This is a genomic window from Streptomyces sp. NPDC048257 (genome assembly GCF_043201855.1).
GTDB lineage: Bacteria > Actinomycetota > Actinomycetes > Streptomycetales > Streptomycetaceae > Streptomyces.
This window is the reverse complement of record NZ_JBICZI010000010.1, coordinates 55,039-74,986: the sequence shown is the minus strand read 5'-3', so window position 1 is coordinate 74,986 and position 19,948 is coordinate 55,039. Positions and strand designations below refer to the sequence as shown.

Annotated in this window: 20 protein-coding genes; 15 read left to right on the top strand and 5 right to left on the bottom strand. The window is 71.2% G+C overall.

The window, feature by feature from the left end; genetic code table 11:
• Window positions 1-152: 152 nt before the first annotated feature.
• The 3 genes from ACGFZK_RS20930 to ACGFZK_RS20920 are packed head-to-tail and all read right to left on the bottom strand — an operon-like array spanning window position 153 to window position 4,162.
• A complete protein-coding gene (locus tag ACGFZK_RS20930; protein WP_393850377.1) occupies window positions 153-1,679 on the bottom strand; it encodes an FAD-binding protein in 1,527 nt (508 codons plus the stop codon).
• 13 nt (window positions 1,680-1,692) lie between these two features.
• Window positions 1,693-3,255 (bottom strand): flavin-containing monooxygenase, encoded by a 1,563-nt coding sequence (locus ACGFZK_RS20925; RefSeq protein ID WP_393850376.1) that lies wholly within the window; start codon window positions 3,253-3,255, stop codon window positions 1,693-1,695.
• Between the two features lie 10 nt (window positions 3,256-3,265).
• Window positions 3,266-4,162: a class I SAM-dependent methyltransferase gene (locus ACGFZK_RS20920; protein ID WP_393850375.1), complete on the bottom strand. Its 897-nt coding sequence runs from the start codon at window positions 4,160-4,162 to the stop codon at window positions 3,266-3,268.
• Between the two features lie 205 nt (window positions 4,163-4,367).
• Here ACGFZK_RS20920 and ACGFZK_RS20915 point away from each other — a divergent pair, with 205 nt between their 5' ends.
• The 3 genes from ACGFZK_RS20915 to ACGFZK_RS20905 are packed head-to-tail and all read left to right on the top strand — an operon-like array spanning window position 4,368 to window position 6,369.
• Complete coding sequence (locus ACGFZK_RS20915) at window positions 4,368-4,622, top strand: hypothetical protein (RefSeq protein ID WP_073920488.1); 255 nt, start codon at window positions 4,368-4,370, stop codon at window positions 4,620-4,622.
• Between the two features lie 11 nt (window positions 4,623-4,633).
• Window positions 4,634-5,620, top strand: coding sequence for a 3-oxoacyl-ACP synthase III family protein (locus ACGFZK_RS20910; protein ID WP_393850374.1), 987 nt, complete (start codon window positions 4,634-4,636; stop codon window positions 5,618-5,620).
• Window positions 5,617-6,369 (top strand): SDR family NAD(P)-dependent oxidoreductase, encoded by a 753-nt coding sequence (locus tag ACGFZK_RS20905; RefSeq protein ID WP_393850373.1) that lies wholly within the window; start codon window positions 5,617-5,619, stop codon window positions 6,367-6,369. Before ACGFZK_RS20910 ends, ACGFZK_RS20905 begins: the two co-directional genes overlap by 4 nt.
• Window positions 6,370-6,554: 185 nt before the next feature.
• Here ACGFZK_RS20905 and ACGFZK_RS20900 read toward each other — a convergent pair whose 3' ends face one another.
• Window positions 6,555-7,460, bottom strand: coding sequence for a BTAD domain-containing putative transcriptional regulator (locus ACGFZK_RS20900; RefSeq protein WP_393850372.1), 906 nt, complete (start codon window positions 7,458-7,460; stop codon window positions 6,555-6,557).
• Window positions 7,461-7,764: 304 nt separating this feature from the next.
• Between ACGFZK_RS20900 and ACGFZK_RS20895 the strand changes: the two genes are divergently transcribed.
• The 12 genes from ACGFZK_RS20895 (at window position 7,765) to ACGFZK_RS20840 (ending at window position 18,917) form a co-directional block, all read left to right on the top strand.
• Complete coding sequence (locus tag ACGFZK_RS20895) at window positions 7,765-8,976, top strand: aminotransferase class I/II-fold pyridoxal phosphate-dependent enzyme (RefSeq protein ID WP_393850371.1); 1,212 nt, start codon at window positions 7,765-7,767, stop codon at window positions 8,974-8,976.
• Window positions 8,977-9,038: 62 nt separating this feature from the next.
• Window positions 9,039-10,292, top strand: coding sequence for a beta-ketoacyl-[acyl-carrier-protein] synthase family protein (locus ACGFZK_RS20890; RefSeq protein WP_393850370.1), 1,254 nt, complete (start codon window positions 9,039-9,041; stop codon window positions 10,290-10,292).
• Window positions 10,289-11,137: a MaoC/PaaZ C-terminal domain-containing protein gene (locus ACGFZK_RS20885; RefSeq protein ID WP_393850369.1), complete on the top strand. Its 849-nt coding sequence runs from the start codon at window positions 10,289-10,291 to the stop codon at window positions 11,135-11,137. The genes ACGFZK_RS20890 and ACGFZK_RS20885 overlap by 4 nt, the downstream gene beginning before the upstream one ends.
• A complete protein-coding gene (locus ACGFZK_RS20880) occupies window positions 11,134-12,738 on the top strand; it encodes an AMP-binding protein (RefSeq protein ID WP_393850368.1) in 1,605 nt (534 codons plus the stop codon). Before ACGFZK_RS20885 ends, ACGFZK_RS20880 begins: the two co-directional genes overlap by 4 nt.
• Window positions 12,735-12,992 carry a phosphopantetheine-binding protein gene (locus ACGFZK_RS20875; RefSeq protein ID WP_393850367.1) on the top strand — a complete coding sequence of 86 codons (258 nt, stop codon included), beginning with the start codon at window positions 12,735-12,737 and terminating at the stop codon, window positions 12,990-12,992. Before ACGFZK_RS20880 ends, ACGFZK_RS20875 begins: the two co-directional genes overlap by 4 nt.
• Before the next feature lie 50 nt (window positions 12,993-13,042).
• Window positions 13,043-14,086: a hypothetical protein gene (locus ACGFZK_RS20870; RefSeq protein ID WP_393850366.1), complete on the top strand. Its 1,044-nt coding sequence runs from the start codon at window positions 13,043-13,045 to the stop codon at window positions 14,084-14,086.
• Between the two features lie 16 nt (window positions 14,087-14,102).
• On the top strand, window positions 14,103-14,963 hold the full coding sequence (trpA, locus tag ACGFZK_RS20865; protein ID WP_393850365.1) for a tryptophan synthase subunit alpha: 861 nt from the start codon (window positions 14,103-14,105) through the stop codon (window positions 14,961-14,963).
• 69 nt (window positions 14,964-15,032) lie between these two features.
• Window positions 15,033-15,407, top strand: coding sequence for an ectoine synthase (locus ACGFZK_RS20860; protein ID WP_030390275.1), 375 nt, complete (start codon window positions 15,033-15,035; stop codon window positions 15,405-15,407).
• A gap of 63 nt (window positions 15,408-15,470) precedes the next feature.
• The gene (locus ACGFZK_RS20855) at window positions 15,471-16,616 is read left to right on the top strand and encodes an acyl-CoA dehydrogenase family protein (RefSeq protein ID WP_393850364.1); all 1,146 of its coding nucleotides are present in this window, start codon (window positions 15,471-15,473) and stop codon (window positions 16,614-16,616) included.
• Window positions 16,613-17,359, top strand: a complete 747-nt coding sequence (locus ACGFZK_RS20850) for an N-(5'-phosphoribosyl)anthranilate isomerase (RefSeq protein WP_393850363.1) — start codon at window positions 16,613-16,615, stop codon at window positions 17,357-17,359. The genes ACGFZK_RS20855 and ACGFZK_RS20850 overlap by 4 nt, the downstream gene beginning before the upstream one ends.
• Window positions 17,356-18,078, top strand: a complete 723-nt coding sequence (locus tag ACGFZK_RS20845) for an indole-3-glycerol-phosphate synthase (RefSeq protein WP_393850362.1) — start codon at window positions 17,356-17,358, stop codon at window positions 18,076-18,078. The genes ACGFZK_RS20850 and ACGFZK_RS20845 overlap by 4 nt, the downstream gene beginning before the upstream one ends.
• Complete coding sequence (locus tag ACGFZK_RS20840; protein WP_393850361.1) at window positions 18,075-18,917, top strand: alpha/beta hydrolase; 843 nt, start codon at window positions 18,075-18,077, stop codon at window positions 18,915-18,917. The genes ACGFZK_RS20845 and ACGFZK_RS20840 overlap by 4 nt, the downstream gene beginning before the upstream one ends.
• Window positions 18,918-18,931: 14 nt before the next feature.
• Here the strand turns inward: ACGFZK_RS20840 and ACGFZK_RS20835 are convergent, their stop codons facing one another.
• A complete protein-coding gene (locus ACGFZK_RS20835) occupies window positions 18,932-19,810 on the bottom strand; it encodes a hypothetical protein (RefSeq protein ID WP_393850360.1) in 879 nt (292 codons plus the stop codon).
• Window positions 19,811-19,948: the final 138 nt, after the last annotated feature.

Below are 19,948 nucleotides of genomic sequence, written 5' to 3'. Positions count from 1 at the left end.
GGGGGGCGCCCCCCCCCCCCCCCCTCCGACGGGGCGACCGTGCAACCCCCCCCCCCCCCCCACCCCCACAAAAAAATGGGGCCGGGGGGGGGGGGGGGGCCCCCCCCCCCCCCCCCGCCGCCGGGACTTCACGACCGGTCAGGCTGCCGCCGTCAGGCGAAGAAGCCCTGGCCGGGAGTGAAGATGTTCTGCGGGTCGAACTTCTTCTTCGCATTCACGAAACCCGACCACCGGTTGCCGAAGTGCTTCTTCCAGTCGGCGCCCGACATCGGGATCGACCCCACCAGGTAACGCTTGGCACCCAGGCCCACCGCAATGTCGTACAGACGGCGGTTCTGCTCGATCATGCCCTGGATGTTGGGCTCACCCGGATTGGGGAAGCGCAGCAGGTCGAAGAGGTAGACCACCGACTCGTTCGGCATCATCGCCAGCGGACGCTTGATCTTCGACGTGAAGAACGGGTAGAAGAGCAGGAACCCGCCACCGAGCGAGTTCGCGTCCAGCTCCTGCTCCACCCGCTTCATGAACTGCTTGGTCTTCGACGCCGGCAGGAACATGCTCAGCCACGGCTTGGGCGTGTACCAGTGACCGCCCTCCTTCAGCACCGCCTCGTACGCATCGAGGCGGAACATGTAGTCCCGGAACGCCACGTCCTCGATGATCGCGTCCGCCCGCACGTCCTGCAGACCGCACAGCAGCGCGGCACGGTCCGGCGGCGTGGTGGTGTAGGTGGCGCCGACCTCCAGCTTGTACCGCCAGCCGCTGCCGTCCGGCTTCTGCAGCATCTCGCCCGCGTGGACCTGGAACCGGCCGTCGGCCAGCACCTTCTCCGAGTCCACCAGGTACGTCTCGACGTTGGCGTAGAACAGGCTGAAGATGACCGACCGCTTCGGCGCCGGGATCAGCTTGACCTTGACCCGGACGATGATGCCGACCTGCCCGCCGCCCGACAGCGCCGCGTTGAACAGCTCCGGACGCTGCTGCGCCGTCGCGGTGACCAGCTTGCCGTCACCGGTGACGATGTCGATGGACTGCACGGTGTCGCACAGCAGCCCGTACCGCTGCACGGTGCCGCCGATACCGCCGATGCTGATGGTCCCGCCGACCGAGATGTACAGGTAGTCCGGCAGCGCCGGCGGGGTCTTGCCCACCTTGAGGGCCTCGTCCGTCAGCTGACCCCAGGTCACACCGGCCTCGACCACCGCATGGTCGCCCCCGATCGACAGGATCTTCGACATGCCCTTGGCGTCGATGGAGATACCGCCCGGCACACGCGCCTGCCCGTACACCGAGTGCGACTCGATGTCACCGCCGGTGCCGCCCTGACCGTTGACGGCGACCTTGATGCCGTTGGCCCGCGCATAGTTGACGATCTTGACGATGTCGTCCACGCCGCCCGGCCGCAGCACGGCCCACGGCTTGCTCGGGGCGCCGTCGAAGAGGTGCCCGAAGTCGTTGGCGAAGGCGTCGACCACGGCCGGCGTCGTCACCAGCGTGCCGACCAGCCCCGGCACGGGGACCACGTCGGAGTTGCCGGCGGCCTCGGCGGCCGTCGCCCAGGTCTGGCTCACGGTGTTCCAGCCGACGACCGCGACGGCCGTGGTCGCGATCCCGCCCAGGACCCGGCGGCGGGACGGGCCGGTGTCGGTGCCCGCGGCGGTTCTGTGGGTGCTGCTCATCTTCGTACGTCTCCTACTGGTGAGGTACCGGCTTGGTGCTGCGTACCTGGGAAGCGAGCTGGTACTCGCTCAGGTCGAGGCGCTTGGTGCCCCGGCGGAAGCGCCAGGTGTACGTCGGGAAGATCGAGGTGTTGCGGCCGTCGGCGTCCAGGTACCAGCTCCTGCAGCCACCCGACATCCAGACCGTGCCCTCGAGGTGCTCGTCGAGCCTGCGGTTGTAGGCGTCCTGCGCCTCCTGACGGACCTCGATGCTCGCCAGGCCGCGCTTTTCCACCTGCTGGAGCGAGTCCACGACGTACTGGACCTGCGCCTCGATCATCACGGTCTGCGAGGAGTGCCCCAGGGCCGTGTTCGGGCCCAGCAGCATGAACAGGTTCGGGAAGCCGGCGACCGTGGTACCGCGGTGCGCGGACATCCCGTCCTTCCACGCCTCGCGCAGCTGCACACCGCCCCTGCCCCAGATCCGGCGCGCGACCGGCCGGTCGGTGGCCTGGAAACCGGTCCCCAAGATGATGGTGTCGACCTCGCGCTCGACCCCGTCCGACCCGACGATCGACTTGGCGCGGACCTCCGCGATACCGTCCGTGACGATCTCCACGTTCGGCTGCTGGATCGCCGGATACCAGGTGTTGGAGAACAGCAGCCGCTTGCACGCCACCAGATAGTCGGGCGTCAGCCGGGCCCGCAGCGCCTCGTCCGCCACCGACTTCTTCAGGTGGTCGCTCGCCATCTTCTGGACCTTCTCGGCGAGCTTGGGCCGCTTCCAGAAGAACGCCAGGATCTCCCGGCCCCACATGTTGAAGCCCCGCCGGAACTGCTGGTAACCCGGCAGCGAGCGCAGCATCGTGGTGTGCAGCGCACTGTTGGCCTTGTCGGGCTTGGGGCCGATCCACGCCGGCGTGCGCTGGTAGAGGTCGAGGTGCCCCACCTCGGGCTGGATCTTCGGCACGAACTGGATCGCGGAGGCACCCGTACCGATGACCGCGACGCGCCGGCCGGCCAGCTCGTGGTCGTGGTCCCAGTTCGAGGAGTGGAACACCTTCCCCTCGAACTCCGCCAGCCCCTTGATGTCCGGCACGGCCGCCTCGCTGAGATAGCCGGTGCCGGTCACCAGAAACTGCGCGGTGTACTGCCCCTGCGAGGTCTCGATCTTCCAGTGCCGCTCGCCCTCGTCCCAGCGCGCGGCCTCCAGCTCGTGCCCGAACCGGATGTGCGGGCGCACCCCGAACCGGTCGGCCGTCTCCCGCAGGTACGCGTACAGCTCGTCGCGGGAGGCGAACGTCGACTTCCAGTTGGGATTGCGGGCGAAGGAGAACGAGTAGAGGTGGGACATGACGTCGCACGCACAACCCGGATAGCTGTTGTCGCGCCAGGTGCCGCCGACCTCGTCGGCCCGCTCGAACACCAGGAAGTCGTCGATGCCCGACTGCAGCAGCCGGATGGCGGTACCCAGACCCGAGAAGCCGGTGCCGATGACCGCGACCCGCAGATGCCGGGTCGGGCCGCCGCCGCCGGGACGCTCCTCGGTGCCCGTACGTGCCCCGCCGTCCTTGGCCGGTTCGAGAATGCTCGTCACGTCAACCTCCTTAACGGCGCGTGATGGTGACGCGGAAGTTGTTGAAGAACTTGTCCTCGAGCGTGTACGCGAAGATGTCGAGGTAGCGCTCGAAGCGGGAGACGACCTCTTCGCCCTCCATCGCCACCGCCTCGTCCCGGCGCTCGGCCAGCAGGACCAGCCAGGCACGGCAGGCCATCGCGAACGACTCGCGCTCGTTGACGACCTCGTCGATCTCGAAGAGACCCTCCGCCGCGGCGCTCAGCTCGCTCAGGTGCGGGATGTGGCAGCCCTCGAACTCCGAGCGCTGCAGGAACTTCAGGTCGTCCAGCAGCGCCCGGTTCATCGGCAGCGCCTCGGCGGTCATGGTGTGCAGCACGAACTTCGCACCCGGGTGCAGGGCGTTCGCCACCTGCTGGAAGAAGTACCGGTAGCGCTTGGTGCGCTCCTTCGGCGGCAGGTTGGAGGAGACGAAGTGCTCCAGCGCGTTGATGCAGAACGCCGCGTCGTACTTCTCGCTGTCGTCCGCGACCTTGTAGTCGGCCCAGCTCTGGACCAGAGTGGTGATCCGCGGGTTGTCCAGGCCGGCGATGAACGCCTCCTGGGTGCGCGACAGGGTCAGACCGACCGCCTGCTGCGCACCGTGCACGGTGGTCAGACGGTTGAGCATCGTGCCCCAGCCACAGCCGATGTCCAGGACGCGCCCGGTCTGGCCGGCCCGCACGTTCGCGAGCTCCGCGAACTTGTCGAGCTTGCGCTCCTGCGCCTCGTCGAGGGTGGCGACCAGATCCTCGCCGTCTTCCCAGTAGCCGCCGGAGTACATCATCGTGGGGCCCAGCAGGAGCCGGTAGAAATCGTTGCTGACCTCGTAGTGGTGCCTGATCGCATCGACCTCGGGGTCCACCGACTTGGGGGCGACCGTTGTCATCCTGATCCTCTTTCCTGCGTGTCCGGCGGGCCGTGATTTCCGAATTCGCGTCGAGAAAACCCGATGCCCCGCAAGGCCTGCGCAAGACGGCCCCCAGCCGCAATCCGGCATCGTGTTGCGCGTTCCTTGCGGGGACACGGATTTCATCACTCTCGAAAACCAGACACGCACTGCCGAGTTGCATTGCCGAGAGAGGACCGACCCCATGTCGCTGCCCACCATCGAAGAACTGGCGAGCCAGCTCGAGGCCGTCTCGGGTGCCGCGGAGGTCAGCCCCGACGCCCCGCTCCAGCACATCGCGGACGTCGACTCGCTGGACCTGATGGAGTGGCTGTACGGCTTCCAGAACCAGTACCCGCACATTCCGGCCGACGAGTCGCTCTTCGCCGACCTCGACGACACGACCACCCTGCGTGACGTGTACGCGAAGATCGTCGATCTCGCCCCGGCTCAGGCGTAGCGAGGGGTGACGTGACCGGCTTCGACATCACCGGGTGGGGCATGTCCGTACCCGAACGCATCGTCACCAGCGCCGAACTCGCGACACGCTTCGGCGTCGACGAGCACTGGGTCGTCAGCCGCTGCGGCATCCGTGAGCGGCGGGTGGTCGGCCCCGGCCAGACCACCGCCTCCCTGGCCGTCGAGGCCGGCCGGCGCGCACTGGACAAGGCGGGCCTGACCGGCGCGGACATCGCGCACCTCATGGTCGCGACCGCCACGCCCGAGCAGCCGTCCCCGGCGACCTCCGCGTTCGTCCACCACGAACTGGGCATCGCGGGCAGCGCGCACGACGTCAACTCCGAGTGCGCGGGCTTCGTCTACGGCCTCGTGTCCGCCATGGCACTGATCGCCATCGACCCCCGGCCGATCCTGCTGATCGGCTCCGACACCCACACCCTGACGGCCAACCCGGCCGACCGGGACCTGTCCATCCTCGTCGGCGACGGCGCGGGCGCGATCGTCCTCCAGCCGGGCCCGGAGAACCGGGTCAAGGCCTGGAACCTGGGCGCCGACGGCTCCTGCGCCGGCTCGCTCAAGGTCCTCGCCGGCGGCAGCCGGATGCCCACCACACACGAGACCGTGGACGCGGGCCTGCACTACGCGCAGATCAACGGCAACGAGATCTACCTCAACGCCGTCCGCTACACCGTCCGCACGGTGCGCGAGACGCTGGAGAGCGCCAAGGTGGACGCCGCGGACATCGACCACGTCGTACCCCACCAGGCCAACATCCGGATCATCAACTCGATCGTCTCGCACACCGGGCTGCGCCAGGAGGCCCTGATCACCAACCTGCAGAAGTACGGGAACACCGCCTCGGCGTCGATCCCGATCGCCTTGACCGAAGCCCTCGAGGAGGGCCGCATCAAGAGCGGTGACAAGGTCCTGCTGGCCGGCTTCGGAGCCGGAATGACCTGGGGTTCGATCCTGATGGAATGGGGCGGTGTCGCGGCATGAGCAAGAACGGTGCGGGCGTAAGGCCGCAGTCCCCGGTCGCGCTCGTGACCGGCGCCTCGGGCGGCCTCGGCCAGGCCCTGGCGCTGGAACTGGACGCACTGGGCTGCCGCGTCGCGGTCCACTACAACAGCTCCCGCGAAGGCGCCGAGGCCGTCCGGGAGAAACTGACCAACCCCTCGGTGCTGGTCACCGGCGACGTCGGCTCGTGGGAGGCCACCCAGACCCTCCACGCACGGATAGCAGCCGAACTCGGCCCGGTCGACGTACTCGTCAACAACGGGGCCATCCGCAAGGACAGCCTCATGGCGATGCAGAACCCGGCGGACTGGGCGCAGGTCATCCAGACCAACCTGATCGGCTCCTTCCACACCGCCCGCGTCTCGGTGCCGCACATGCTGCGCCAGAGGTGGGGGAGGGTCGTCAACATCGTGTCCCCGTCGGGCATCATCGCGACGGCCGGCCAGACCGCCTACTCGGCGTCCAAGGCGGGGCTGATCGGGTTCACCCGCACCCTCGCCGCCGAGTGCGGCCGGCGCGGGGTGACCGTCAACGCCCTGTCACCCGGCTTCATGATCACGGGCATGACCAACACCCTGCCGGACCGCGTCATCGAGGGCATGGAGGACAAGGCCCCCATCCCCCGCTTCGTCACGGTCGAAGAAGTCGCCCGCAGCGTCGGCCTCTTCCTCGACCAGGACTGCATGACCGGCCAGGTCATCAGCATCGACAGCGGCGTCTCCATCACCTGATCCCCCCCGCCGCTCCCCTCCGGCCCCGGCCTCCTCCCACCCCCACGGGGAGGCCGGGGCCGCCCGGCGTCCCCCGCCCCCCGGCCGTGCGTACGGGCACACGAAGCCGCCGCCGCGCACCAGCGCGACGGCGGCTTCGTACGTCCGGACCAGATCGCGGACCAGACCGCGGACCAGGCCGCGGGTCAGGCGGCGGGGGAGGACGACGGCATGCGGTGCGTGACACAGCCGTGGTCGGCCAGCGAACACGGCCGCGGCACCGGCATCCGGTGGTCCACCTCGAAGACCCCCATCAGCACCGGGTCCAGGCAGGTCAACGACCGCACCGCCGGCCGCGGTTCGGGAGTCCGCAGCAGATCCAGATACGCCGCCTCCGTCTCGGGCGCCGGATCCACCCCCAGCTCCTCCGCCAGCACCTCCCGCAACTGCTGGTAACTGCGCAGCGCCTCCGCACGGTTCCCGGCCCGCGTATGAGCCGCCATCCGGCACCGGTACGCGCTCTCCCGGAACGGAGCACGGCGCACCGCCTCCTCCGCGTACCGCAGCGCGTGGTGCTCGTCGCCCAGCGCCGAAGAGGACAGACTCGCCGTCTCCAGCGCCTTCAGCCGCAGCTCCTCCAGCTGTTCACGCATCGCGTTGACCCACTCACCCTCGTGCGAGGGCAGGAACGAGCCACGCAGGTTCGACACCGCCCCGGCCGCGAGCTGCTGCGCCACCGCGTACGCCCCCTCGGCGTACGCCTCGGCAGCCTCCGCCAGCGCGGTCTCCGCGACCTCCACGTCCACGGCCGCGTCCTTGGGCACCCGCAGCAGGTAACGGCCGCCCTGGGCGACCAGGGGAGTAGACCCGGGCTGGTCCTGCGGGGTCGTGACGAACGTACGCACCCGGCTCACCAGGCTGCGCAGGGCCGAGGCCCACGTGTCGGGCAGGCCCTCGGGCCATATGGTCTCGGCCAGTTGGTCACGGTCCGTACCGCCGGCCCGCTCGATGATCAGCCGGGCGAACGCGACCTGCGCCTGGGCGCTCGAGAGGTGTTGAGGCGGTGCTCCGTCCGGCTCGATCGTGACAAGACCTATGAGTCTGATCAGCACTATGCACTCTCCGAAACGGTCGGCTTCCGGCCGTGTCCCCCAAGTTCGTGCGATTCAGAGGATACCGGCGGGCCTTCTCCGCATGTCAACAGCGGTCGGCAAACATTTCCGACCGAATAAAACCTGAGGTCCGGACATTCGCTTTCACCTTTCGAGCACCGCTGTAGTCCCGCTGTGGTCCCGCTCTTGCGCTGCTATTGCGCCCCAAGAGCCCTAATGGAATTCCACTAGAGCCCGGCCGGAGAAACGGCAGGGCGTCGATGGAGTTCCGGGTCCGCCGGACGATCGCGACGAGGAGAAGCACGTGAACGCATCCGCTGCCTGGGACCGCCTCGAGCCGAAGCTGGCCTACTTCCGCGACCGGGTCCGCTCCCTGGAGTACGAGCCCAACCGCAAGAACAGCTTCGTGGCCTACACGGCCGAGCGGGACTCCGCGTACGCGGACCAGGACGGCCGCCGCCTGCTGATGATGTCCGGCTACTCCTACCTCGGACTCGCCGGCGACGAGCGGGTCGTCTCCGCCGCCAAGGCCGCCGTCGACCGCTACGGCACCGGCAACCACGGCGTCCGCGCCCTGGCCGGCACCACCCCCCTCCACGAGGAACTGGAGGCCGAGGTCGCCAAGGTCGCCGGCCGCGAGCGGGCCCTGGTCTTCGGCTCCGGCTACGCCGCCAACGTCGGCACCGTCGGCGCCATCGTCGGCCCCGGCGACACCGTCTTCATCGACAAGTACGACCACGCCAGCATCGTCGACGGCTGCAAGCTCTCCGGCGCCACCGTCACCCGCTTCCGCCACAACGACGTCACCCACCTGGAGCGCCGCCTGGCCGCCGCCCCCGACACCGGCGTCCGCCTGGTCATCGTCGACAGCGTCTACTCCATGGACGGCGACATCGCCCCCCTGGTCGACCTGCGCAAGGTCTGCGACGCCCACAACGCACTCCTGATGGTCGACGAGGCCCACGCCCTCGGCGTCATCGGCGCCACCGGCAAGGGCATCGAGGAGCACTTCCACTACGAGGCCAAGGTCGACATCAAGCTCGGCACCCTCTCCAAGGCCATCCCCTCCATGGGCGGCTGGGTCGCCGGCTCCGCCGAACTCGTCCACCACCTGCGCTACGCGGCCCGCCCCTTCCTCTTCTCCGCCGCCCTCGGCGGAGCACAGACCGGCGCCGCCCTGGAATCCCTGCGGATCATGCAGCGCGAACCCCAGCGGGTCCAGTTCATCCAGCACGAATCCGCACGCTTCCGCACCCTCCTCAACCAGGCCGGCATCAGCACCGTCGACAGCGAGACCGCCGTCGTCCCGGTCATCGCCGGCTCCGACGAGTCCGCCTACGACCTCGCGACCGCCTACCGCAAGAACGGCGCGATCGGCCTCCCGGTGGTCACCCCGGCCGTCCCCAACGACCTGGCCCGGCTGCGCATCGCCGTCACCGCCGCCCACACCACCGCCGACATCGACTTCGCCGCCGAGGCCCTCATCACCTCCGCCCGCGAGTGCCACATCATCTGACCGCCCGCACGGCACCCCCCCCCTTTCCTCCCATCCCTCTCAGTCCGCCTCAGGGAGCAGACATGCCTGGACCGTCCAGGGGCAGCACGGCACAGCCCCCCGTAGCCATCACCGGCATGGGCGTGGTCACCCCCGGCGGGTGCACCCCGGACGAGCTGTGGCACACGCTGCGGGCCGGCCGGTCCACCGCCGCCGAGCTCACCCACATCGACCTCAGCCGCCACCGCGTACGCATCGGCTGCCGCGTCCGCGGCCTCGACTCCCTCACCGGGCTCGTCCCGGCCAAGGAAGCCCGCCGGATGGACCCCTTCGCCCACTACGGCACGGCCGCGGCCCTCGCCGCCCACCGCGACGCGGGATCGCCCACCGCCGAAGCCGGCCGCACCGCCATCGTCGTCGGCAACGCCGTCGGCGGCCGCGCCACCAGCGACCTGGAATCCGCCCACTTCACCGAAGGCGGACCCGCCCGGGTCAACCCCCTCATGCCGCTGATGACGATGCCCAACGCGGCCGCCGCCCAGATCGCCATCCGGCTCGGCTGGACCGGACCCGCCCTGACCGTCGCCAACACCTGCGCCAGCGGCGCCGACGCCATCGGCCACGCCCTGATGCTCCTGCAGACCCACCGCGCCGACCTCGTCATCGCCGGCGGCACCGAACACACCCTCACCCCGGTCACCCTGGCCGGCTTCGGCAACCTCAGCGCGGTCTCCTTCCGCAACGACGACCCCGAGCACGCCTCCCGCCCCTTCGACAAGGACCGCGACGGGTTCGTCATGGGCGAGGGAGCCGGATTCGTCGTCCTGGAACGGCTCGAGGACGCGAAAGCGCGCGGGGCGCACACCTACGGCATCGTCGCCGGGTACGCCGCCACCGCCGACGCCCACCACCTCGCGATGCCGCTGCCCGACGGCGCGGGCGCCGCGGCCGCCATGGCCGCAGCCATCGCCGACGCCGGCCTCGACCCCACCGACATCGTGCACGTCAACGCGCACGGCACCTCCACCCCCTACAACGACCGCTCCGAGGCAGCCGCCCTCACCAAGGTGTTCGGCACCGCAGGGCCGCCCGTCACCGCACCCAAGTCGGTCATCGGCCACCTCATCGGCGCCGCCGGCGCCGTCGAACTCATCGCCACCGTGCAGGCCATGCGCCACTGCGAGGTGCCGCCCACCGCCAACCACGAACAGCTGGAGCCAGGAATGGACATCGACGTCGTGCACGGCGCACCCCGCACCGTGCGCCCCGGACCCGCGATCACGAACTCCTTCGGATTCGGCGGCCACAACTCCTCCGTGGTGGTGACGCCGGTATGACGACCCTCTCGCTGCCCTCCCCGGTCCGCACCCTCACCGTCACCGAGCCCCAGATCACCGACTACCGCGGCGCCGCCCGCCGCGGCCTGCCCACCGCCCGCCCCGGCCAGGCCTCACCCGTCCACACCTTCGTCCTCGCCCACACCGTGGCCGAACAGACCGTCGCCGCCCTGACCGAGGCCGAACCGGGCCCCGTCTCCGTGGTCCACCTCGGCCAGGACATCCGCACCCTTCGCCCGGTCCGCCCCGGCGAACAGGTGAGCGTGACCCTGGACGTCCTCGGCATCCGCAAGGAACCCCGCGGCGCCCGCATCGCCCTACGGGTCCGCCTGACCGGCGAGGACGGCCCCGACCCCTTCGCCGAACTGGTCATCTCCGCCCTGCTGGTCGGCGCGACCCAGCTGGAGCCGTTCGGCGACATCACCGCCGGCCCCGCCGCCCCCACCCCCCTGGGCGCCGGCGAACCACAGACCGCCGTACACGCGCTGACCACCGACTGGATCACCACCTACGCCCACGCCTCCGGCGACCTGAACCCCATCCACCTCGACGAGGACGCCGCCCGCGGCGCCGGCTTCGACACCGTCATCGCCCACGGCATGAGCGTGGTCGCCCTCGCCGTCGAGGAGGCCACCGACCGCTTCGCGGCCGGCGACTCCGCCCGCATCCGGGGCCTGGGCTGCCGCTTCTCGGCCCCCGTACCCCCCGGCATCCCGCTGGAGATCACCCTCCAGCCCGACGCCGACGCCCACGTCGTCCGCTTCACCTGCAAGACACCCAAGGGCGCCGCCGTGAAGTCCGGCTGGATCGAGTTCGCCGACCCCGCGCAAGGAGGCCCACGATGACCGCACCCCGCGCGGCCGCCCCCACCGGCGCCGAGGACCGCCCTGCCCCCACCGTCGAACTCGGCCTCCTCGGAGGGTTCCTGACCCAGGTCCGCGACCGCCCCCACGCCACCGCGCTCCTGTTCAACGGACAGGAGACCACCTACCGCGAGCTGTACGAACTCGCCGGCCGCGAACGCGACCGCCTCGCCCTCCTGGACCTCGCCCCCGGGGAGCCCGTCGGCGTCCTCGCCGACAAGTCACCCGCCGCGGTGGCCCTCGTCCTGGCCTGCCTGCTGGCCCGCCGGCCGCTGCTCCTCCCGTCCCCGGCCCTCGCCGACACCCTCCTCGCCGACCTCTTCGCCCAGGCGGGCTGCGCCCGGGTGCTGGCCCCCGGCGGCGAGAGCGCCCGCGTCACCCCCAACCCCGAGGTCACCGCCCGCCCGCTGCCGGCCGCCGAGGCCGCCGAGGTGGCCTTCATGCTCACCACCTCCGGATCCACCGCCCTCCCCAAGATCGTCCCGCTGGGCCTGGACGCCGTCGACCGGTTCACCCGCTGGGCCGGCAACGCCTTCGGCATCGGACCCGGCCGCACCGTCCTGAACTACGCCCCCCTCAACTTCGACCTGTGCCTCCTCGACGTGTGGACCACCCTCGCCCGCGGCGGCCGCGTCGTCCTCGTCGACCCGGCCCTGGCCGCCCACGGCCGCCACCTGCGCGACCTGGTCCTGCACCACCACGTCGACATCGTCCAGGCCGTCCCGATGGCCTTCGGACTCCTCCAGGACGCGGCCGCCAAGACCGGCGACACCTTCCCCGGCGTCGAACACGTCATGTTCACCGGCGACGCCATCGCCGAGCGCACCCTCGCCGCCCTGCCCCAGCTCTTCCCCCACGCCCGCATCCACAACATCTACGGCTGCACGGAGACCAACGACAGCTTCATCCACGAGGTCCGGCCCACCGCGGCCACCGCCACCCCCCTCACGCCCGTACCCATCGGCCGCCCCCTGCCGGGCGTCCGCGCCCTGATCATCGACCCCGCCACCCTCACCCCCGTGGACGGGCCCGGCAGCGGAGAACTCTTCGTCTCCACCCCCTTCCAGACCCGCGGCTACCTCGACCGCACCCGCCACACCGACAAGTTCACCGGCCACCCCCTCGGCCTCGACGACCGCCACTGGTTCCGCACCGGCGACCTCGTCCGCCGCGACGCCACCGGCACCCTGCACCTGAGCGGACGCACCGACTTCCAGGTCAAGGTGCGCGGCGTCGCCGTCAACACCGCCGAGATCGAACGGGTCCTGCAAGAACACCCCGCAGTCCTGGAGGCCGGCGTCGCCGCCCTCCCCGACCCGATCGCCGGCAAACGACTGGTCGCCGCCGTCCACCGCACCCCCGGCTCCACCCTGACCGGCCTGCAACTGCGCACCCACTGCGCCCGCCACCTGCCCAGGGCCGCCGTCCCGCACCAGCTCACCGTCACCGACGAGCCGCTGCCCAAGACGGCCACCGGAAAAGTCGACCGCAAGGCACTCGACCGACTCGACCAGCCCCACCCCACCACCGCTTCGACCACCGCACCCGCCGCCACACCTCTCGCCGAAGGAATCCCGTCATGAGCAACCTCGACACCATCAAGAACTTCGTCATCACCGAGTTCCTCCCCGGCACCACCGCCGGCGAACTCGCCGCCGACCACGACCTCCTCAACGACGGGGTCATCGACAGCCTGGGCGTCCTCAAGCTCATCGCCTGGGTCGAGGACCGCTTCGAGCTCGCCATCGGCGACGCCGACCTGGACCCCAACAACTTCCGCAGCGTCGAGGCGATCGACACCTTCATCACCGACTCCCGCCGCACCGCGGCCGCCTGACCCGCCCCACCCACCACCCCACCCGAACGCAGACGAGACGGAGACCGACCGTGCACGACGCACTCACCGGCCTGCTGGAACAGCGAGCCCCGGTCGGCCGCGAGACCTGGCGGTCCTGGTGGGACCAGCTCGCAGACGGCGGCCTCGACAAGGCCGAGGCCGTCGCCCTGCTGGCCTCCCTGACCAGCCGGCTCCCGGACCACCAGACCCTGCGCCACCTCCTGGACTCGCTCGCCGAGCGCCGGCCGGCGACGACGGTGACCACCTCCTGGGAAGGCACCGTGAACGTCGTCGGCACCGGCGGCGGGCCCAAGACCTTCAACATCTCCACCGCCTCGGCGTTCGTCGCCGCGGCAGCCGGGGTCAAGGTCGTCAAAACGGGCTCCCGCGCCTACACCAGCTCGCTCGGCTCCGTCGACCTGCTGGAACGCCTCGGCGTCCGTCTCACCTCCTCCTACGCCCAGACCGAGGACACCCTCGCCGCCCACGGCATCGCCTTCGCCGGACCCTTCGTCTACCCGGCACAACTGACCCGCCTCGCCCGCACCGTGGCCCCGTACAGCCTGAAACCCTTCGGCCGCTTCCTGAACGCCCTGGGCCCCTTCCTCGCCGACCTGCCGGTGACCGCCCAGGTCACCGGAGTCTCCGCGGCAGCCCCCCTGGACACCCTGAGCCAACTCGCCGCGACCACCACCACCCGCCGGATCTGGCTCACCTCGAACGACACCGGCGCGGACGAGCTGCTGCCCTTCGCCACCAACACCCTCCACGGGGGGAACGGCCTGACCCGGATCATCCGGCCCGGCGAACTCACCCCCGGCGACGGCTCCTTCGCAGACCTGCGGCCGGCCACCGACCCGGCCGCAGCCGTCGCACACTTCCTGTCCGTCCTCTGCGGCACGGCCGGCCGCGTCGCCACCCGCACGGTCTGCCTGGGCGCCGCCGCCCTCGTCGTGGCCTCCGGCACCCGCCGGGACTGGCTCTCGGCCGTCTCCCTCGCCCAGGAGGCGATCAGCTCCGGCGCCGCCCACGACCTGGCGCAGCGCCTGGCCGCCGCCCCCGCCCCCCGCACCCTGGCGGTGACCGGTGCCTAGCCCCACCACGGCGACCGTGACGGCGGGGACGGCCCCCGCCCCGACCATCACGCCCACCCCCGCACCCGCCCCCTTCTTCACCCGCCGCACCCCCGGCGGACCGCCCGGACTCGCCCTCTTCCTCAACGCCGGCGACCCGCCCCTGCCCGTCCTGCGCGACCTGGTCCTGATGCTCGACGAGGAAGGCGTCGACTGCCTCGAACTGGCCGTCCCGTTCCCCGACTCGGTCACCGACGGCCCCGTCATCCGCCGCTCCGCCCGCCGGGCCCTGGACCGCGGCGTCGCCCTGGACGACGTACTCGCCTTCATCGCCGACGTACGACCGCACCTGGCACACCTGCGGATCGCCCTGCTCGCCGACTGGAGCCACTCCCTCAAACACCGGGACCTGCCCGCCGCCACCCGCGAGATCGCCGCGTCCGGCGCCGACGGCCTCCTGATCCACGCGCTCCCCCCACGGCTGCGCGAGACCCACCTGGAGTCGGCCGCCGCCGCCGGCCTCCCCCTCGTCACCACCTGCTACACCAAGAGCCCGCCCCCCACCCAGGCCCAGGCCGCCGCACAGGCCTCCGCCTACCTCTACCTCGTCGCCCACTACGGACGCAGCGGAACCGCACCCGCCGCCGGCCACGCCGCGCTGGCCCGGACGGTCACCGCACTCCGGGCGCACACCACGTCCCCGATCGCCGTCGGCTTCGGGGTCAGCACACGACAGGACGTGGAAGCCGTCGGAGCCGCCGGCGCCGACGCCGCGATCATCGGCTCCGCCGCCGTGGCCGCCATCGAGCACGCCCAGGACACCGGCACCGACGTCACCGCAGCCTTCCGCCCCTTCGTCCGCTCGGTCCTGCCCACCGCACCGCACCACACCGCCTGACCGGCAGGAAAGAGAGCTCCACCCCTCATCCGCACCATCCGAGCACCACCCTCACACCGGGAGAAAGCCATGATCGTTCGCGACATCGAGTCCGTGAAGACCGTCGAGTGGGGCAACGGCCTCAGCCGCCGCTTCCTCCTGGCCGAGGACGGCCTGGGCTACTCACTTACCGACACCACCGTCCTGGCCGGCACCAAGTCCCGCCTGGAGTACGTCAACCACCTCGAGGCCTGCTACTGCATCGAGGGCTCCGGCGAGGTCATCGAACTCGACGGCACCTCGCACGAGATAGTCCCGGGCCGGATGTACGCACTCGACCAGCACGACGCCCACTACCTCGTGGCCAGCCCCCACGAGGACCTGCGCCTGGTCTGCGTCTTCTCGCCCGCCCTGCGCGGCGACGAGGTCCACAGCCTCGACGCCCACAGCTCCTCCGCCTACTGACAGGCCGCCCGCACCCGGCGCACCACTCATCCGCACCATCACCGAAACAAAAAGGGGTCCGTCGTGATCCGTTGGAACACCGACCAGGCAGACCTGCGCGAAGGCCTGGAGAGGTGGGGAGACGCACTCAGCGCAGACCACATCGAACTCGACGAGCAGTCCGCCTTCTCGGAGGACAAGTGGAAGCTCGTCCAGAAGACCGGAATCCTGGGACTGCCCTTCGACGAGGACCACGGAGGCCTCGGACAGTCCCTCCTGACCACCATGTACGTACTCGAGGGCCTCGGCGAGTACAACCGCGACGCCGGCCTCAGCTTCTGCATCACCACCTCCATCTGCTCCACCGGAATCCCCCTCCAGCAGTTCGGCACCGTCGAGCAGAAGGAGCGCTACCTGCCCGGGATCTGCTCGGGCGAAGCGATCGGCGCCCACGCCATCACCGAGGCCGAAGGCGGCTCCGACGCCATGGCCATGACCACCAGGGCCGTACGGGACGGCGACGACTTCGTCATCAACGGCAGCAAGGTCTTCGTCAGCAACGGCCCCATCGCCGACGTGATCGTGGTCTACGCCCGCACCCACCCGAGCGGCGGCCCGCTCGGAACCACCGCGTTCCTGGTGGACCGCGACACCCCCGGACTGACCGCCGGCAAGCCCATCAAGAAGATGGGCCTGCGCACCTCGCCGCTCAGCGAGCTGTTCTTCGACGACGTACGCGTACCCCGCAGCGCGGTACTCGGCCGGGTCGGAGGCGGGTTCCTGGTCCTGGACCACGTGATGAAGCGGGAGATCCTCTTCTCCTTCATCGTCAACGTGGGGGAGATGCAGCACCGGCTGGAGCGGTGCGTCGAATACGCCAAGACGCGCAAGTCGTTCGGAAAGGCGATCGGTTCGTACCAGACGATCGCCAACAAGATCGTCGACACGAAGATCCAGCTGGAGACCGCCCGCAAGTGGCTCTACGACACGGGCGAGAAACTGGAGGCCGGCGAGAACATCACCACCGACCTCGCCATCTCCAAACTCGTCACCAGCGAGAGCAACCTGGCCACCAGCCTCACCGCCGTCCAGATCTTCGGCGGCCACGGCTACATGGCCGAGCTGGGCCTGGAGCAGGACGTGCGCAACGCCATCGGCGGCACGATCTACTCCGGCACCAACGAGATCCAGTACAACCGCATCGCCTCGATGCTGGGACTGGGCAAGTGAGCACCACCCGCCCGCTGTCCCGGACGCTGCTGAAGGTCTGCGGGGCCACCGCCCCGCACGACATCGAGGCGGCGGCGGCCGCCGGGGCGGACTGCGTCGGCCTCTGGCACGGCGTACCCGGCGGCCCCTCGGAACTGGACCTGAACGGGCTCGCCGCCCTCGCGGCGGCGGCCCGTTCGGCCGGCCTCCTGCCGGTCCTGGTCACCTTCCTGGCCGACGCCGGTGAACTGGCCGCCATCGTGCGGCACACCGGCGCCGGCTGGGTCCAGCTCCACGCCTACCAGCCACCCGCCCTCGTACGGGCCCTGCGCGAGGCCCTGCCCGCAGAGGTCGGCATCGTCAAGGTCCTCCACGTCCAGGAAAGCGGCAGCTGCGTCGAGCGCCCGCTGATCGGCGCGTACGAACGGGCCGGCACCGACCTCTTCCTCCTCGACACCGCCACCGGAGACGGCCGCATCGGCAGCACCGGCGCCGCCCTCCACCCCGACCGGGCGACAGCCCTGCTGCCCCGGCTGACCCGCCCCTTCCTGCTGGCCGGCGGCCTGACCCCGGCCAACCGGACGGCGTACGAGGACGTCGTACGCCACCCCGGCTTCCGCGGCATCGACGTGGACACCGCCGCCCGCGACCGGTCCACCGGCAGCTTCGGCGTCCCGCAGATCGCCGCCCTGGCCCGCGCCTGGCGCACCGGCCCCCACCCCGCCCCCCGCCCCGACCACCCCCAGCTGGAGCTGTCGCGATGACGAAGCAGAACCGGACCGGCTTCCCTTTTCTCGAGGCCCTCCAGGCCTCCCCGACCCCCGTGGTGATGGAGGTGAAACGACGCGACGCCCACGGCTACGACATGCTGGGCGGCCGCACCCCGGCCGCGATCGTCGAAGCCTACGAGAGCGCGGGCGCCCCCTGCATCTCGGTCGTCACCGGCCGCTGGTTCGGCGGCTCCCCGGCCCTGCTGCGCGACGTGGCCGCCCTGACCGGACTCCCGCTCCTCCAAAAGGACTTCATCACCCGCAAGGACCAGATCCGCACGGCCAGGGAACTCGGGGCGTCCGCCGTCCTGCTCACCGCCGCACTGCTTCCCGCCTCCAGCATGCGGACCCTGGTCACCGAGGCCCTCCTCACCGGCCTCACCCCCTTCGTAGAGATCACCAAGGAGGCCGAACTCGAATCCGTCCACCACCCCGAGGACTGCGTCATCGCGGTCAACAACAAGGACATCAGAACGCGCGAGCGCGGCGCCGGCGACCTGGGCCGCTCCCTGGACCTGCTGCCCGCCGTCCGCGCCGCAGGCACCGCCTGCCCGGTCAGCGCCAGCGGCATCGACGGCCCGCAGACCGCCGCCGCACTCCTGGACGCCGGCTACGGCGGCCTCCTGGTGGGCACCTCACTGCTGCGCACCGGCTCACCCGCGACCTGGGTGGACGCGATGGAAGGCGCCCGGAAGGAACTGGCCCTGCGATGACGAGGACCCTCCCGGGCGGCATCCGCCCGTACACGCTGAACGCGGCGGGCATCACCCTCTCGGCACTCCTGGCCCTGCCGCCGGACCAGGCGCCGCCCCGCTCCACGATCCTGGCGATCCACGGCCGCGGCATGCGCGCCGCCTACTGGAACTCCTTCGTCCCCCTGGCCACCAGCCTGGGCCACGCCGTCCTGGCCGTCGACCGCCCCGGATACGGGGACTCCGCGGACCAGCTGCCCGAGGGCCAGACCCTGGCCGGCCAGGCGGAAACCCTCCACGCGGCCCTCAAGGAACACTGCGCCGCCCACGACATCGGCGCGGGCGTCTTCCTGCTGGGCCACTCCGACGGCGGCAAGGTCGCCCTCCACACGGCAGCCGCGGACGGCGGCGCCCCCCTGCTGGGCCTGGACGCCTCCGGCGTCGGCTACCACTACAACCCCGAGGCCCTGCACTTCCCGTCCACCCTGGGCGGCGGCGCCACCAAACTCAACTGGGGCCCCCTGAACCTCTACCCGCGCGGCACCTTCCAGGCCAGCCGCACCCTGCTGGCCGCAACCCCACCACGCGAATCGGCGGAAACCCTGCGCTGGCCCGGCCAGTACGAAGCCCTGGCCCCGCACATCCGCATCCCCGTCCGCCTCACCTTCGCGCAGCACGAGGCCTGGTGGCACCTGGACGCCCCCACCCTGTCGGCCATGACCTCCCGCCTGACCGCCGCCCCCACCGTCACGGTCGACCACCTCCCCGCCGCCGGCCACAACATCAGCCTCGGCCACACCGCCCCCGCCTACCACCTGCGGGTCCTGACCTTCCTGGAAGACTGCCTGCGCACCCCCTAGGGGCGTCGTGCCGATCAGGCCGGGCTCGCGTCACCCGGCACGCACGCGCCGCTCCGCTGCCCAACCCTCCGGTACCGACCGTCGATCAGGTGCCCCTTGCGTTCGATCGTCACGTCGAAGTACGCCGCACCGCGCTCGGAGCGGCACACACCGTGCACCGCGTCCTTCGCCGCACGCTTCAGCTCGACCGCTTGCGCCGCGAGCCCCGGCAACGTCTCCTGCAGCCTCGGACGCCCAGGACGAATCGTTTCAGCCCCCGGCCGGCCGACTCGGCGGGCACACCGTCCTCGGAGCTCCAGGAAGACCCGGTTGCCCAGCCCGCGGCCCGCCAGACCGTGGCCGACCGCCCGCACCAGGCCGGCCACGACCGTGGGATCGCCCGCATGCTCCAGAGCGGCCGTGATCAGCCAGGAGCCGGCATTGAGGGCGAGCGGAATCCCATGGGTGACGTGCAGCGCGGCCTCCCCGTAGCGGACGCCGCTGCCGTCCTGGATGTCGTCGAGCGCGACCGCCGCCTTCAGCAGGACCCGTACCGCCACCGCCGCACGGCGAACCGCCGCCAGATCCGCCGACGAGGCATCGCGGCCGCCTCGTCGGGAAAGCCCCGGTAATTGCGGTAGGCCCAGAACACCATCGAAGGACGCAGCGGGGGGCCCGCCGCTGCCCGGCGCCCCGGCAGCCGGCGGCAGGGCCTCCTGCCCCACCTTGGACCCGACGGCGTCCGCGACCGGCTCGTACAGGCAACGCCGCAACGCGGCCTCGTACGCCGATGCCGCCGCACCGGAGCGCACCCGCACCGGTGCGGCGGTCAGCGAGCCGAGGAACCCGGCCGGATCGTCCTCCAGCAGCGCCGCGTCACCCCGCACCACCGCCTCGATGCCCGCCGCATCCACCCTCTGCGGATGTCGGACACGCGAGCCGTGCCGGCCGCCCACGCACCACCGGGCGGCCGTTCGTCGCCGCGGGCCGGCCCACCACCGCGACGACGGCGGGCCCGGGGGTACGCACACCCCCGGGCCCGCCGTCGTCGT